We start from the raw sequence: 15,503 nt of genomic DNA, 5'->3' as shown, positions 1-15,503 counted from the left end.
GGGTGCAAACCTTCGCGGGCTTACCACTTACCAACAACCTGGTTCTGCCATAGCAGGCACAATCGAAGACGATGCATCCGACGAGACTTGAGCACTCGACCTCAACCTTCGGACGGCGGCCCGTTCCCGGATTCGCGCTGCCCGCAATTGCGGCGCCGTGTTCGTTAATCCGGCTCCTCCCTGCGAGCGATTGCTCACGTGGGACATCGATTCAGGTACTTTAAGGCCCTTTCCGGGGTGCAAAAGGACATTGTGGAGGAGCGGGGTCAATTACCAATAAAGGCGACTTGACGTCTTTCGCTCTTTGAGAAATGCTAAGATGTCAGACCAATTCCAAGGTCGGCTGACTGAGAAGAAAAATAGGGAACCATGAAGCCAAATAGCAGCGACAGGCCGGTGATCCGGCCGCTTCCGGCCATGGACCGCGCGCGTCAGGTGACTGATGCGCTGGCGGATTATGTCGAGGAAGCCAGGTTGAGGGCGGGTGACCGGCTGCCGGCCGAGCGCGAGCTGATGGCAGCCCTTGCCGTTGGCCGCTCGACCATTCGCGAAGCGATCCGCCACTTCCAGGCGCTCGGCGTCATCGAGACGCGCAAGGGCAGCGGCACCTATCTGCTGAAGCCGGTTTCCAGGGCGACGATCCACATGCCGCTGTCGTTCGACACGGTTCATCTGCGCGACGTGCTGCTGCAGACGCTGGAGGTTCGCCGCGGCATCGAATGCGAGGCGGGCATGGTTGCGGCGCGTCGGCGCACGAACACGGATCTCGTCGTTATCGAGGAAAAGTTGAACGAGATGGAGCGGGTGCATATCGAGAAAGGCACCTCCGGGCCGGAGGATCTGGCCTTTCATCTCGCTGTCTACGATGCCACCCACAATCCGCTGTTTCGCCAGCTTCTCGAGCAGATGCGCGAGACCTTCGAGCGCTTTTGGGAACATCCCTTCGACCGGCAGGATTTCGCGCGCCGGTCCTTCCCCTTTCACCGTACGCTTTTCGACGCGATCGCTGCCGGGGATCCCGAGGCGGCGCGCGCCGAAACATTGAAAATTCTCGATATCGTCGAGGAAGACATCAAGGAAATGTCCAAATGAGTAACGGCGCAGAACCGTTCGATCTTGCTTCCCTCATCACGGCTCACGACGAAGGCAACTTCGCAGACGCCGTCGTGCCGCCGATTTTCCAGACCTCGCTTTTCACCTTTTCCGATTACGACGACATGATTGCCTCTTATCGCGGCGAGAAGGTGAGGCCGATCTATACGCGCGGCCTGAACCCGACAGTGCGTGCCTTCGAAGAAATGCTCGCCAAGCTCGAAGGTGCCGAGGATGCGCTGGGTTTTGCGAGCGGCATGGCGGCGATCTCGTCGGCGGTGCTGAGCTTCGTCGAGCCGGGCGATCGCATCGTTGCCGTCAAACATGTCTATCCCGATGCCTTTCGCCTGTTCGGCACCATCCTGAAACGGATGAAGATCGAGGTGACCTATGTCGACGGGCGCGACGAGGAGGCGGTCGCCAAGGCGCTGCCCGGCGCCAAGGTCTTCTACATGGAGAGCCCGACGAGCTGGGTGATGGAAGCGCATGATGTCGGCGCGCTCACAGCACTCGCCAGACAACACGGCGTCGTCTCGATGATCGACAACAGCTGGGCAAGCCCGTTCTTCCAGCGGCCGCTGACGCTCGGCGTCGACCTCGTCATTCATTCGGCCTCGAAATATCTCGGTGGCCACAGCGATGTGGTGGCGGGCGTCATCGCCGGCTCGAAGGCGATGATTGCACGCGTCAAGGCCGAGGCCTATCCTTATCTCGGCGGCAAGCTTTCGCCGTTCGACGCCTGGCTCCTGATCCGCGGCCTGCGCACGCTGCCGCTGCGCATGCGGGCCCACGAGGCATCCGCTCTCGAAATCGCCAGGCGCCTGCAGAAGCTCGACGTGGTGGAGACGGTCTGCCATCCGGGGCTCGCCAACCGTCTGCCCGCCGGGCTCAACGGCACCTCGGGCCTGTTTTCGTTCATCTTCCGCGAGGGCGTCGATATCCGCGCCTTCGCCGATCACCTCAAGCTCTTCAAACTGGGCGTAAGCTGGGGTGGACATGAAAGCCTGATCGTACCGGGCGAGGTGGTGCTTCAGCAGAAGGCACAGCCAAATTCCGCACATGCCTTCGGCATCCATGCGCGATCCGTACGTCTCCATGTCGGCCTCGAAGGAACCGAGGCTCTGTGGAGAGACATCGAGGAGGCGCTCGCCGCCGCCTCACAATCCTGAAACCCGAGAGAAACCTAATAAGGGGGAACTGAGCCATGAAAAAACTAATAATCTCGACGCTCTTTGCTTCGATGATGGCGGGCACGGCCTTTGCCGATACCACGCTCAAACTTGTCGAAGTCATCACCAGCCCGGAGCGCACCGAAACGCTGAAATCGATCGTCGGCAAGTTCGAAGCCGCCAATCCCGGCACCAAGGTCGACATCATCTCGCTGCCCTGGAACGAAGCGTTCCAGAAGTTCGCGACAATGGTGTCCGCCGGCGACGTGCCCGATGTGATGGAAATGCCCGATACCTGGCTGTCGCTCTATGCCAATAACGGCATGCTCGAGAGCTTGGAGCCCTACCTTGAAAAGTGGGAACACACCAAGGAGCTGACGCCGCGCGCGCTCGAACTCGGCCGCGACGTCAAGAACACCGCCTATATGCTGCCCTACGGCTTCTATCTCAGGGCGATGTTCTACAACAAGAAGCTGCTTTCGGAAGCCGGCGTCGCCGCGCCGCCGAAGACGATGGAAGAGTTCACCGCCGCTTCGGAAAAGGTTTCCAAACTGTCCGGCAAATACGGCTACTGCATGCGCGGCGGACCGGGCGGCCTCAACGGCTGGATGATCTTTGCCGCCTCGATGGCCGGCTCGAACAAGTACTTCAACGACGACGGCACCTCGACGATGAACAGCCCCGGCTGGGCCAAGGGCATCGAATGGATGGTCGATCTCTACAAGAAGGGCTATGCGCCAAAGGATAGCGTCAACTGGGGCTTCAACGAAGTCGTCGCCGGCTTTTATTCCGGCACCTGCGCTTTCCTCGACCAGGATCCGGATGCGCTGATCGCCATCGCCGAACGCATGAACAAGGACGATTTCGGCGTTATGCCGCTGCCGAAGGGCCCCGACGGCAAGTCCTTCCCGACGATCGGCTATGGCGGCTGGTCGATGTTCACCACGAGCGGCAACAAGGATCTCTCCTGGAAGCTGATCGCTACCCTCGAAGGGCCGGAAGGCAATATCGAGTGGAACAAGCGTATCGGCGCCCTGCCGGCCTATACGGCGGCCGAGAAGGATCCCTTCTATGCCGGTGACCAGTTCAAGGGCTGGTTCGAGGAGCTGGCGGACCCGAACACGGTACCAACAGTCATGCCGACCTATCTCGAGGAATTCGCCTTCTTCAAGGATTCGCTGGCGATCAAGACCTCGCAGCAGGCATTGCTCGGCGATATCTCGGCAAAGGATCTGGCCGACCAGTGGGCGGAATATCTCACCAAGGCGCAGCAGAAGTTCCTCGCCAAGAAATAAGCAACGGACTGACGGCGGCGGCCTTTCGAGACGGGGCCGCCGTCGCTTCTTTGATGACACAGACGGCGCATGAACGCCGCGAATGGGAACTGCTGGCTGATGACCATTTCCGCCGATACGCTCGACATGCGCCGCGACCGCAGGCCATGGCTGCGTCGCGTTGCCGATGCTTCTGAGCCCTATCTCTACAGCGCACCGTCACTGATCCTGATCATCGCGGTGATGCTGGTGCCGCTGACGGTCGGCATTTCCTACGCCTTCCGCGATATCCAGCTGCTCAATCCGTTTTCCGGCGGCTTCATCGGGCTCGATCATTTCCGCGAGCTTGCCGGCGATGCCGCCTTCTACGGCGCGCTGCGGAACACGCTCTGGTGGACCGGCGCCTCCGTCGTCCTGCAGTTCGTCTTCGGGCTCATTCTGGCGCTGCTGCTCGACAAGCCGTTCAAGGGCAGGGCAATCGCGCAGGCGCTGGTTTTCCTGCCTTGGGCCGTGCCGTCCTTTCTCGCCGGCCTCAACTGGGCCTGGCTGTTCAACCCGGTCATCGGGCCGATCCCGCACTGGCTCTTCGCCCTCGGGCTGATGCATGAGCCGGGCAATATCCTTTCTGATCCCAATTATGCGATGTGGGGGCCGATCGTTGCCAATGTCTGGTGGGGCATTCCGTTCTTCGCCATTACGCTGCTTGCCGCCTTACAGGCGATCCCGCGCGATCTCTATGAGGCGGCATCGATCGACGGCGCCGGCTGGTTCCAGCGCTTCCGCTCGATCACGCTGCCGTTTCTGGCGCCAACGATCGCCATCACCGTGCTGCTGCGTACCGTGTGGATTTCCAATTTCGCCGATCTCATCGTCGTCATGACCAATGGCGGGCCGGCTGACCGGACGCAGATCGTCGCCAGCTACATCTTCACGACAGCCTTCAGGCGGCTCGACTTCGGCTATGCCTCGGCGATCGCGCTGGTGCTGCTCGTGCTGCTGCTTGCCTATTCGATGCTGATCATCCTGCTCCGGCAGACGCTGCTGAACAAGGATTGAGGCCATGAGACGATCCGTCATTCCTACCATCGCACACCGTGCGGCGATCCTCTGCTACATCGCCTTTGCACTCTTTCCGCTGTTCTGGCTGCTCAAGGTCTCGGTGACGCCGAACGACCTGCTCTATAGCGAAGGCGTGCGGATGTGGCCGTCACGCACGACATGGGATCACTATGCCTTCGTGCTGCGCCACAGCGCCTTTCCGACCTTCTTCAAGAACAGCCTGATCGTCTCGGCGTCGACGGCCGTCACTGTGACGATCTGCGCCTCGCTGTCCGGCTACGCGCTGTCGCGGTTCAATTTCCGGGCAAAATACGGGATCGTCGCTCTGATGCTGCTGACCCAGATGTTTCCGCTGGTCATGCTGGTCGCGCCGATCTTCAAGATCCTGTCGCCTCTGCATCTGACCAACAGCCTGACCGGGCTCGTCATCGTCTACACCGCCTTCAACGTGCCTTTCGCCACCTTCCTGATGCAGTCCTTCTTCGACGGCATCCCGAGGGATCTCGAAGAGGCGGCGAAGATCGACGGGGCGACGCAGTTCACGGCGTTTCGCCAGATCATCCTGCCGCTGACGCTGCCGGGGATCGCCGCCACCCTCGGCTTCGTTTTCACTGCCGCCTGGAGCGAGTTGCTCTTCGCGCTGATGCTGATCAACGGCAATGACGCGGCGACCTTCCCCGTCGGCCTTCTCACCTTCGTTTCGAAATTCTCGGTGGATTTCGGGCAGATGATGGCGGCGGGCGTCATGGCGCTCATTCCGGCCGGCCTCTTCTTCCTGCTCATCCAGCGCTATCTCGTCCAGGGCCTGACGGCCGGCGCGGTCAAGGGTTAAACACATGGCATCGATCGATATCCAGAATATCCGCAAAGCCTATGGCCATGTGCAGGTGCTGCACGGCGTCGACCTCGAAATCCATGACGGCGAATTCGTCGTGCTCGTTGGCCCGTCCGGCTGCGGCAAGTCCACACTGCTGCGCATGATCGCCGGGTTGGAGGAGGTCACATCAGGTGAGATCCGCATCGCCGGGGTCAGGGTCAATGAGCTGCATCCCAAGGACCGCGATATCGCCATGGTGTTCCAGTCCTATGCGCTTTACCCGCATATGAACGTCGCCGGCAACATGAGCTACAGCCTCAGGCTCCGGAAGGTGGCGAAGGAGAAGATTGCAAGCGCGGTCGCCGCGGCCGCCGCCAAGCTCGGCCTCGATCCACTGCTCGAACGAAGGCCGAAGGCGCTTTCCGGCGGCCAGCGCCAGCGCGTCGCCATGGGCCGCGCCATCGTGCGCCAGCCGAAGGCCTTCCTGTTCGACGAACCGCTGTCGAACCTCGATGCGCGCCTGCGCGAACAGATGCGCGCCGAAATCAAGAAACTGCATGGCGACCTGAAGGCGACCTCCATCTACGTGACCCACGACCAGATCGAGGCAATGACGCTGGCGGACCGGATCGTTGCCATGCATGGCGGCGTGGTCCAGCAGGTCGGCAGTCCCCTGGAACTCTACGACCGCCCCGCCAATCTCTTCGTTGCCGGCTTCATCGGCTCGCCCGGGATGAATTTCCTCGAGGCCAGCTATGATGCCGGCGGCGTGAGGCTGAAGGACGGCACGATCGTGCCGCTTGCAAAGCCTCTGCCGCTTGTCGACGGCGCAAAGGTGACGCTCGGCATCCGGCCGGAGCATGTGCTGATGAGCGACGGCGGGGCGGGGCTTGCCGCCGACGTGGAACTCGTCGAACCGACAGGCTTCGGCATCATCCTGCACCTTGCCCTGCATGGTCTGCCGTTCAAGATCTTCACGCTGACCCGCGACGCGCTGAAGGCAGGTCCGAAGGTCAATGTCGCCTTCCCGGCCCAATATCTGCATGTGTTCGACGCCGAGGGAAAACGCGTCGATTGAACAGCAGAGCCGGTGGCCCGTTGCTGTCGGTTTTGGCATACTCTCTTCGGCGGGGGCGGGGAGGCATAACATGCTCGTTGCGCAGATATCCGATATCCATGCCGGGCCGGACCTTTCGTCGCTCCAGACGCTGGAGCTGGCGATAGGCTGGCTGAAGACGTTCCGCCCGGATGCGCTTGTTCTCACGGGAGATCTGGTGGACGACGGATGGCGGCAAGGCTATCGCCTGGTCGCCGAAAGCCTGCGGTCGCTGGACTGCCCTGTCCACCTGTTGCCGGGCAACGGTGACGATGTGCAATTGATGCGCTCCGAACTTGCCGCCGTCGGCACATGGATCAATGCGACGGGACCGATGCATTTCCGGACAGCCGTCGATGGGCTGACCCTCCTCGGTGTCGATGTGACCGTCGCCGGTCAGAGCTACGGTGACGTCCTGCCGCATCTGCCGTGGCTGATGAGCGCGCTTGCCGACCTGACGACGCCCGCCCTTCTGTTCATGCATCAGCCGCCATTCAGGATCGGCATCGAGGCGCTGGACCAGGTCGGATGCCGGAACGACAGTGCGCTTCTCAGTACCCTGGAGACGATGCATAGGCTGCCGTTGGCGATTCTCTGCGGCCATGTCCACCGACCTGCATTTGGTCGGCTGGGAATGATCCCTGTCCAGACCTGCGGCTCCCTCTGCCCACCCAATCCGCTTCTGTTAGAAGGACGGGCCGATCTTCCGGTGATCGACGCTCCGTCCTTCCTCGTGCACCAAGTTAGCGACGGCGGCCTGGTTTCCCATGTCGTATCGATTCCGGCATCGGATGGCGGCGCATGAAATGGATTGAATGGGAAACCCTCCCGAACTGCGAGCGGAAAAATCTTTTGTCGCATCGCCCATGAGGGCTATATCCTCTGCGTGATCTTGCTGCTGGAATGGATGCTATGACCGACACTGTTCTCGACCGCTTTCTCCGTTATGTCGTTATCGATACGCAATCCGACCCCGCCTCGTCGACGCAACCGACCACCGGCAAGCAGAAGGATCTCGGACGGGTTCTGGTCGATGAACTGCGGAAAATCGGTCTTGCGGACGCGCGTCTCGATGAACACGGCTATGTCTACGCGACCATTCCGGCCAATAGCGACAAGACGGTGCCGGTCATCTGTTTCTGCTCGCACATGGATACGGCGCCCGATTTCAGCGGCACGAATGTGAAGCCGCAGATCGTCAGGAATTATGCCGGCGGGGATATCAATCTTCCCGGCGACACGGGCCGGGTGATCCGCGTCAGCGATCATCCTGAACTGCAGAACCAGATCGGCAACGACATCGTCACGACCGATGGAACGACATTGCTCGGCGCCGACGACAAGGCGGGACTGGCTGAGATCATGACCGCGGCCCAAATCCTCGTCGACAATCCTGATATCAGGCACGGGACGATCAAGATCCTGTTCACGCCCGATGAGGAAGTCGGGCGCGGCGTCAACAAGGTCGACCTGAAGAAACTCGGTGCCGACTTCGCCTATACGATGGACGGCGAGACGGCCGGCCATATCGAGGACGAGACTTTCTCGGCCGACGGCGTCGAGATCAGCATTTCAGGTGTGGCAATCCATCCTGGCTTCGCCAAGGACCGCATGGAAAACGCCATCAAGATCGCAGGCGCCATCATCGACCGGCTGCCGAGGGATATTGCCCCCGAGACCACGGAAGGCCAGCAGGGTTTCATCCATCCCACCGGCGTGACCGGCTCGATGGAGAAGGCGTCGCTGAGCTTCATCATCCGTGACTTCACCGAAAAGGGGCTCACGGAAAAGGAGATCATGCTCGAAGCCATCGTCAAGGACGTGATGGCTGCCTATCCTGGCTCGACCTATCATTTCCAGGTGAAGGAACAGTATCGCAACATGAAGGTGGTGCTCGATCGTCACCCGGAGATCGTCGAGAACGCTATCGAGGCGGTGCGCCGGGCCGGCATGACGCCGGTGCGCGGCAGCATCCGCGGCGGCACGGATGGCTCGCGCCTTTCCTTCATGGGACTGCCGTGTCCGAACATCTTCGCCGGCGGCCATGCCTTCCACTCGCCGCTCGAATGGGTGAGCCGCCAGGACATGGAAAAGGCGGTCAAAACGATCGTGGAACTGGCAAAGGTCTGGGAAGAGCGCGCCTAGGCGCGCTTCCACCTAACTCTTAAACCGAAAGTGCGGTTTAACCGCCGTTCGCCGGAAGGCTTTCACGCAGCATCACGCTGTCATAGGCGGGGCGGGGAATAGGGATCGCAATGGGCATTCCCGGCTCGGGCTCGACCGATGTTACCGGCAATGTTTCCGGCGCGGTCACCGGCGCAGTTATCCGCATCTGCCCCGTGCTCGCCGTCGCCATGGGGTCCGGCGCCGGCAGAGGAACGGGAACCGCCGAGGGGATCAGTGCCTCGAACTGCGGCGGCAGCATGCTTTCGCCGGGCACATAGTTCATCGCCACCTCGTAGGAGGGCAGCGGCGGCGGCGTTTCAAGCGTGCCGTTGGCGTCGCGCTTCTCGTAGAAGGCGTTGCCGCCGGCGACCGTCACATAGTGCATGTTGTCGTAAGGGAATTTCAGCCCATCGGTGTGGAAGAACATCGCGTCCTTCACCGCGGGATGGCGTGCGCCCTTAATAAGGATCGCATCGGCTGCGGTAGCAAGCTCAGTTTCCGCCTGCGGCTTGACTTCGCGCGTCATCACGCCGGGCGCGAACTGCCTTTTCTGGGCCACCACGCCGCAGATGGAAGGGGGATAGGCGCCGGAGGTGAGCCGGTTCATGACAACGGTCCCGACCGCCATGTAACCGTCCTCGTCCGAATGCTGCGATTCGAAATACATCGCGCGCTGCAGGCATTCACGATCCTTGGCGGTGTAGTTGAAGGTGACCTTCGCCGCTTGGCCCTGCTTCGTTTTGGTGTTCGCCGCCGTTGCCGCCGGTTTCGATGTCGTCGTGCAGCTTGCAGCTGCCAGTCCTACGAACAAAATCCCGATCAGGGATTTTCCAAAGGAAATCTCCGCCCTCAACGCCAGGTGCCTCCTATGGGATTAGTCCAGCCCTTAATGATTAAGCGAAAACGTTTTACTCGTCATATGACTGAAATACAAACAACCTTAGATAACAAAAACCTTAAGGGACTCTCGCCAAATACGATTCCGGCGATAAGCTATTGCGTAATTCCTGAGATCGGAACCGATTCCAGCATAAAATTATGAAGAAATTCAATGTGTTGCAGAGTCGCGCGTTTGAAAAGACGCACGACTCTGTGGGCGACAGGCCCCCAATCTCCATCAGCTGCGGAACAGTTTCCAGCGGGTCGGCTTGAAGGCTACCCGGTTGCGGTCAAGCCTGTCGGCCTCGCTCGGCGGCAATTCGATCTCGATATGCGGGCGATCATTGCCGATATCCAACTCGATATGGCGGGTGCCGGCCACGCGGCGGCTGGAGACCGGATGGCCGGCGATGCAGTTTTCGGCTGATTCGCAGAGCCTGACGTCGTGCGGGCGGAAATAGAGCTGCGCCGTGCCATCAGGCTCGCCCTCGGCATTGAGGCCGAGCGAGCGGCCTTCGAAGCGAATGTCGCCGTCAGTAATCTCGACCTGCAGGCAGTTCGACTGGCCGATGAAGCCGAAGACGAAGGGAGAATTCGGATTGTCGTAGACCTGGTCGGGCGTGCCGACCTGTTCGATCGCGCCCTGGCTCATGACCACGACGCGGTCGGCAAGCTCCAGCGCTTCATCCTGGTCGTGGGTGACGAAGACGGTGGTATGTCCTGTGCGATCGTGGATATCGCGCAGCCACTTGCGCAGGTCCTTGCGCACCTGGGCGTCGAGCGCGCCGAAGGGTTCGTCGAGCAGCAGCACGTTCGGCTCGACGGCCATCGCACGGGCGAGCGCCACACGCTGGCGCTGACCGCCCGAAAGCTGGGCCGGGTAGCGTTTTTCGAGACCGGAAAGCTGGACGAGTTCGAGCAGTTCGAGCGCCCGCCTGCGGATGTCGGCCTTGGGCGGCCGCCGCGCGCTGTTTCTGACCTTGAGGCCGAAGGAGACGTTTTCGAGCACCGTCATGTAGCGGAAGAGAGCATAGTGCTGGAAGACGAAGCCGATATTGCGCTGCTGCACTGATTTCTTCGAGGCATCCTCGTCGCCGAAGAAGATCAGCCCCTCCGTCGGGCTTTCGAGGCCGGCGATCAGGCGCAGCAATGTCGTCTTGCCGGAGCCCGAAGGGCCCAGCAGTGCGATCAGCTCGCCGGAGCGGATGTCGAGCGAGACATCGTGCAGTGCCGGAAAACGATCGAATTCCTTGCGAATGTTTTGAACGCGTACTTCCATTCCAAATCCTTCAGTGCCGCCGGCTGGCGGCGATTTCCGCGCTATAGCGCATTTCCAGCAGCGTCTTCAAAACAAGAGTCACGAGCGCGAGCAAGGCCAAAAGTGTAGCGACGGCAAAAGCGCCGGTGAAATTATACTCGTTATAGAGAATTTCTACCTGCAGCGGCATGGTGTTCGTCTGGCCGCGGATGTGGCCAGAGACCACCGAGACGGCGCCGAATTCACCCATGGCGCGAGCGTTGCAGAGCAGCACACCGTAGAGCAGACCCCATTTGATGTTCGGCAGCGTCACGTACCAGAAGGTCTGCCAGCCGCTGGCGCCGAGCGAAAGGGCTGCCTCCTCGTCGGCGGTTCCCTGTTCCTGCATCAGCGGGATCAGCTCGCGGGCGACGAAGGGGAAGGTGACGAACATGGTGGCGAGGATCAACCCCGGCACGGCGAACAGGATCTTGATCTCGTGAGCGCTGAACCACTGGCCGAGCCAGGTACTGGAGCCGAACAGCAGAACGAAGACCAGGCCCGATATGACGGGTGAGACCGAGAAGGGCAGGTCGATCAGTGTCGTCAGGAAGGCCTTGCCCTTGAACTCGAACTTGGCGATCGCCCAGGCGGCGGCGACCCCGAAGACGAGGTTGAGAGGCACGCTGACGCCGGCGACGATCAGCGTCAGGCGGATCGCCGACAAGGTCTCGGCGTCGGCGAGCGCCACGAAGAAGGGGGCGGGACCTTTGCGGAAAGCCTCGACGAAAACTGCTGCGAGCGGCAGAAGCAGGATCAGCAGCAGGAAGACGAGCGAAAGAATGATCAGCGTGAAGCGCGCGATCCTGTTTTCGGTGGTCACCGAACGCAGCTTCACCGGTTGAACGGTCGCATCAAGCGCCATAGCCGTACCTCCGCCTGCTCCAGCTCTGGATGAGATTGATAACGAGCAACATGGCGAACGAGATGACCAGCATGATCGCCGCAATACCGGTCGCTGCCGCGTAATTATACTCTTCGAGTTTGATGATGATCAGCAGCGGCGCGATCTCCGATTTGAACGGCAGGTTGCCGGCGATGAAGATGACCGAGCCGTATTCGCCGACGCCGCGGGCAAAGGCGAGCGCAAAGCCGGTGAGCACGGCGGGCGCCAGCCCTGGCAGCAGCACGCGGAAAATCGTCTGGAAGCGATTGGCGCCGAGCGTTGCCGCAGCCTCCTCCACTTCCTTGTCGATTTCCTCCATGACGGGCTGCACGGTGCGCACCACGAAGGGCAGGCCGACGAAGATCAGCGCCACGACGATACCGGCTGGCGTAAAGGCGATCTTGATGCCGAGCGGCGTCAGGAACTGGCCGATCCAGCCGTTCGGCGCGTAGAGCGTCGTCAGCGCGATGCCGGCAACGGCAGTCGGCAGCGCGAAAGGCAGGTCGACCATGGCATCGATGACACGCTTGCCGGGAAAGCGGTAACGCACCAGTACCCAGGCGAGGATGATGCCGAAGACAGCATTGACGATCGCAGCGATGAAGGCGCTGCCGAAGCTGATGCGCAGCGCGTTCAGCGTGCGCGGATCGAGTGCGATCGACCAGAATGTTTCCCAGCCGAGCGCGCTCGACCGGACGGCGAGGCCCGAGAGCGGGATGAGGATCAGAAGGGTGAGCCAGGTCAAGGTAAGGCCGAGCGCCATTCCGAAACCCGGAATGACGCTCGGCCGCTTGAACCGCCACCGCGTGGGGCTATGTGCTTTCATGAAGTCTATTATTGGGCCGGCTTGTAGATTTGGTCAAATACCCCGCCGTCGCCGAAGAATTTCGGCTGTGCGTCTTTCCAGCCGCCGAAATCGTCGATGGTCGCGAGCGTCAGCTTCGGGAAGCGGGCGATGTCAGCCGGATCGGCGGCTTCCGGCTTGATCGGGCGGTAGAAGTGCTTGGCGGCGATCTTCTGGCCTTCGTCCGAATAGAGGTAGTTGAGATAGGCTTCGGCGACCTTGCGCGTTCCCTTCTTGTCGACATTGCCGTCGACGATGGCGACTGGCGGGTCGGCACGGATGGAGAAGGCCGGCGTCACGATCTCGAACTGATCGGGACCGAGCTCTTCAAGTGAAAGATAGGCTTCGTTTTCCCAGGCAAGCAGCACGTCGCCGAGGCCGCGCTGGACGAAGGTGGTCGTGGCGCCGCGCGCGCCTGTATCGAGAACCGGAACGTGCTGCAGCAGTTTCGTCACGTAATCCTGCGCCTTGGCTTCGTCGCCGCCATTCGCCTGCTTGGCCCATGCCCAGGCGGCCAGGAAGTTCCAGCGGGCGCCGCCCGAGGTCTTCGGGTTTGGGGTGATGACCTGCACGTCGTCCTTGACCAGGTCGCCCCAATCCTTGATGCCCTTCGGGTTGCCCTTACGGACCAGGAAGACGATCGTCGACGTATAGGGTGTCGAATTGTTGGGGAACTTGGTCTTCCAGTCGGCCGGGATCTTGCCGGTCTTCTTGGCGATGGCGTCGATATCACCTTCGAGCGCCAGCGTGACGACGTCGGCGTCGAGACCGTCGATGACGGAGCGCGCCTGCGCACCGGAGCCGCCATGCGACGCCTGGATCGTTACGGTTTCACCGGTGTCCTTCTGCCACTTGGCGGCAAAAGCAGCATTGAAATCCTTATACAATTCGCGAGTCGGATCGTAGGAAACGTTAAGAAGCGTCTGATCCGCGAATGCAGGAGCGATGCTCCCGATCGCGAAGCTGCCTGCCATGACCGCGGCTGCGATGAGCCGGGTGAGCCGTTGTGTCTGCATTGGGGAACCCTCCGTGTTTGTGCCTAAACACTATCAAGTCAGTCGTATAATGAAACAAAGGTTCTTCCGGTTCCGGCGCTACCCTTAGAATGTCATTCCATTTAAGGGGTAATTTGGAAATCGAAGTTGGCCGCGGCCAATTGGTCGCCCGGCGCTGCCTGCCGCAGGGCCGTGTTTTTTCGGCCACAGTTCCTCCACGAAAACGACATGGTGATGCAGATTTTTGCCAAGATTTTGCCGCGATGGCGCTTGCGGATTCCTATATGGCCTCCGTTGCGGCCGTATTCGCCGACCGCAACGCGGGGGCTACCCTTGAAGTGCGCCTCGCATTCCAAACCTCTTTAGGGCCATTCAAAATGAATATCAGAACTGTCCTTTTTGCCTCCGTTGCCGCCCTTGCCGCGGCCTCCGGAGCCCGCGCAGCCGACGCCATCGTGGCGGCGGAACCCGAGCCCGTGGAATATGTTCGCGTTTGCGACGCCTACGGTACCGGCTATTTTTATATTCCGGGGACGGAAACATGCCTTTCGATCGGCGGTTACATCCGTACCGAAGTGCGTTTCGGTGACCATATTTCGGGCGACTCCGACGTAGACTTCTGGACTCGCGGTCAGGTCACCTTCCAGGCCAAGAATGACACCGAGTACGGCACGCTCACCGGCGTCATCACGCTGCGTTACAATGTCGACAACGCTTCTGACCAGGAAGCATTGCTCGATGAAGGCTACATCGACATTGCCGGTTTCCGCGTCGGTAAGCTGTATAGCTGGTGGGATGACGACATGAGCGGCGAGACCGATACCCTTGCCAGCAACGAGACGACCCACAACTCGATCCGTTATCAGTACGAGAATGGCGCTTTCGCGGCCGGCATTTCGGTCGACGAGCTGGAAGAAGACTACGCCACCAAGCCGGGCGACGGCCCGAACAACTTCGGTGTCGCAGGCCAGGTTTCCTACAAGGCCGGCGCCATCAGCGCTTACCTGCTTGCCGGTTATGACACCGACACCAGCGAAGTCGCGGTCCGCGGCATCGTCTATGCCGACATCGGCCCGGGCACGCTCGGCATTGCCGGCGTATGGGCAAGCGGCGCCAACTACTACTACGAAGAGTCCGAATGGACGATCGCAGCAGAGTATGCCTTGAAGATCAACGACAAGTGGTCGGTCACCCCCGGCTTCCAGTACTTCGAAAACATCGCTCTCGAGGCTGACGGTAACGGCTTCACCGGCGGCAGCGCCTACACGACCGGTGTCACCATCGACTACCGCATCGTCGAGGATCTGCGTACGAAGCTCAGCGTGCAATATCACGATGAGGACGAAGGCGACGACGAAGTGTTCGGCTTCCTGCGCTTCCAGCGCGATTTCTAAGATCGTCTCTTTGCAGACGAGTGGGCGCGACCTTCAGGCCGCGCCTTTTTTAATTTAGAACAATGTCATCACACCCGTGAATCGGCGATGAAATCGGAATAAAATTCGTCGACCGTTCTTGCCTTGCGCATCGCGGCGAGCGCGCCGTCCGTTTGCAGCCGCCTGGCAATGGCCGATAGCACGTTCAGATATTCGCCACGATTATTTTCTCCGAAGAGCAGCACGAAGGCGATGTCAGTCGGGATATCGTCGATCGCCTCGAAATCCAATGGTTGGGCGAAGCGGAGGAGAAGGCCGCGCGGGCTGGTCATGCCGTCGATCGCCGCATGCGGGATGGCGATACCATTGCCGATGCCGGTGGAGCCGAGCTTCTCACGCGCTTCGAGCGCCTTCAGGATGGTCTGGCCATCGACGGAGAAAGCCTTGGCGGCCTTGTCGGCTATGGTCTGCAGCGCGCGCCATTTGGTCGGCGCCGACACGCCGATGAAGGTGTGTTCCGGCCGGATGATGTTGGGAAGGTTCATGTCATTCTCGA

At 60.8% G+C, this 15,503-nt stretch carries 15 protein-coding genes; 9 read left to right on the top strand and 6 right to left on the bottom strand.

The genetic code is table 11. The features are described 5' to 3' along the window. Window positions 1–369 precede the first annotated feature (369 nt). The 8 genes from AC1D2N_RS15110 to pepT all read left to right on the top strand — a co-directional run bounded on the left by AC1D2N_RS15110 (window position 370) and on the right by pepT (window position 8,652). Window positions 370–1,092 carry a FadR/GntR family transcriptional regulator gene (locus tag AC1D2N_RS15110; protein ID WP_018246490.1) on the top strand — a complete coding sequence of 241 codons (723 nt, stop codon included), beginning with the start codon at window positions 370–372 and terminating at the stop codon, window positions 1,090–1,092. Next, window positions 1,089–2,261, top strand: coding sequence for a PLP-dependent transferase (locus tag AC1D2N_RS15105; RefSeq protein ID WP_018246491.1), 1,173 nt, complete (start codon window positions 1,089–1,091; stop codon window positions 2,259–2,261). The genes AC1D2N_RS15110 and AC1D2N_RS15105 overlap by 4 nt, the downstream gene beginning before the upstream one ends. A 35-nt stretch (window positions 2,262–2,296) precedes the next feature. After that, window positions 2,297–3,556, top strand: a complete 1,260-nt coding sequence (locus AC1D2N_RS15100) for an ABC transporter substrate-binding protein (protein WP_018246492.1) — start codon at window positions 2,297–2,299, stop codon at window positions 3,554–3,556. Between the two features lie 99 nt (window positions 3,557–3,655). Then, window positions 3,656–4,591, top strand: coding sequence for a carbohydrate ABC transporter permease (locus AC1D2N_RS15095; RefSeq protein ID WP_011655107.1), 936 nt, complete (start codon window positions 3,656–3,658; stop codon window positions 4,589–4,591). 4 nt (window positions 4,592–4,595) lie between these two features. Further along, window positions 4,596–5,426: a carbohydrate ABC transporter permease gene (locus tag AC1D2N_RS15090; protein WP_018246493.1), complete on the top strand. Its 831-nt coding sequence runs from the start codon at window positions 4,596–4,598 to the stop codon at window positions 5,424–5,426. Between the two features lie 4 nt (window positions 5,427–5,430). Continuing rightward, window positions 5,431–6,489 carry an ABC transporter ATP-binding protein gene (locus tag AC1D2N_RS15085; RefSeq protein ID WP_018246494.1) on the top strand — a complete coding sequence of 353 codons (1,059 nt, stop codon included), beginning with the start codon at window positions 5,431–5,433 and terminating at the stop codon, window positions 6,487–6,489. 70 nt (window positions 6,490–6,559) lie between these two features. After that, a complete protein-coding gene (locus AC1D2N_RS15080) occupies window positions 6,560–7,312 on the top strand; it encodes a metallophosphoesterase (protein WP_018246495.1) in 753 nt (250 codons plus the stop codon). Between the two features lie 107 nt (window positions 7,313–7,419). Continuing rightward, window positions 7,420–8,652, top strand: a complete 1,233-nt coding sequence (gene pepT, locus AC1D2N_RS15075) for a peptidase T (RefSeq protein ID WP_018246496.1) — start codon at window positions 7,420–7,422, stop codon at window positions 8,650–8,652. 37 nt (window positions 8,653–8,689) lie between these two features. On the opposite strand, the gene AC1D2N_RS15070 is transcribed toward pepT, so the two are convergent. The 5 genes from AC1D2N_RS15070 to AC1D2N_RS15050 all read right to left on the bottom strand — a co-directional run bounded on the left by AC1D2N_RS15070 (window position 8,690) and on the right by AC1D2N_RS15050 (window position 13,595). Continuing rightward, the gene (locus AC1D2N_RS15070; RefSeq protein WP_018246497.1) at window positions 8,690–9,526 is read right to left on the bottom strand and encodes a cell wall hydrolase; all 837 of its coding nucleotides are present in this window, start codon (window positions 9,524–9,526) and stop codon (window positions 8,690–8,692) included. Window positions 9,527–9,790: 264 nt separating this feature from the next. Then, the gene (locus AC1D2N_RS15065; protein ID WP_018246498.1) at window positions 9,791–10,831 is read right to left on the bottom strand and encodes a sulfate/molybdate ABC transporter ATP-binding protein; all 1,041 of its coding nucleotides are present in this window, start codon (window positions 10,829–10,831) and stop codon (window positions 9,791–9,793) included. A 10-nt stretch (window positions 10,832–10,841) separates the two neighbouring features. Next, window positions 10,842–11,714 carry a sulfate ABC transporter permease subunit CysW gene (gene cysW, locus AC1D2N_RS15060; RefSeq protein WP_130653934.1) on the bottom strand — a complete coding sequence of 291 codons (873 nt, stop codon included), beginning with the start codon at window positions 11,712–11,714 and terminating at the stop codon, window positions 10,842–10,844. Beyond that, window positions 11,704–12,561, bottom strand: a complete 858-nt coding sequence (gene cysT, locus AC1D2N_RS15055; protein WP_018246500.1) for a sulfate ABC transporter permease subunit CysT — start codon at window positions 12,559–12,561, stop codon at window positions 11,704–11,706. Before cysT ends, cysW begins: the two co-directional genes overlap by 11 nt. Before the next feature lie 8 nt (window positions 12,562–12,569). Beyond that, a complete protein-coding gene (locus tag AC1D2N_RS15050; protein ID WP_018246501.1) occupies window positions 12,570–13,595 on the bottom strand; it encodes a sulfate ABC transporter substrate-binding protein in 1,026 nt (341 codons plus the stop codon). Window positions 13,596–13,951: 356 nt separating this feature from the next. Between AC1D2N_RS15050 and AC1D2N_RS15045 the strand changes: the two genes are divergently transcribed. After that, entirely contained in the window at window positions 13,952–14,968 is a 1,017-nt protein-coding gene (locus AC1D2N_RS15045; RefSeq protein ID WP_130653933.1) for a porin, read from the top strand. Between the two features lie 68 nt (window positions 14,969–15,036). On the opposite strand, the gene AC1D2N_RS15040 is transcribed toward AC1D2N_RS15045, so the two are convergent. Continuing rightward, the gene (locus AC1D2N_RS15040; protein WP_018246503.1) at window positions 15,037–15,492 is read right to left on the bottom strand and encodes a PTS sugar transporter subunit IIA; all 456 of its coding nucleotides are present in this window, start codon (window positions 15,490–15,492) and stop codon (window positions 15,037–15,039) included. Window positions 15,493–15,503 lie beyond the last annotated feature (11 nt).

The organism is Rhizobium sp. P1_B8 (assembly GCF_056406515.1).
This window is presented reverse-complemented; position numbering and strand designations above follow the sequence as displayed.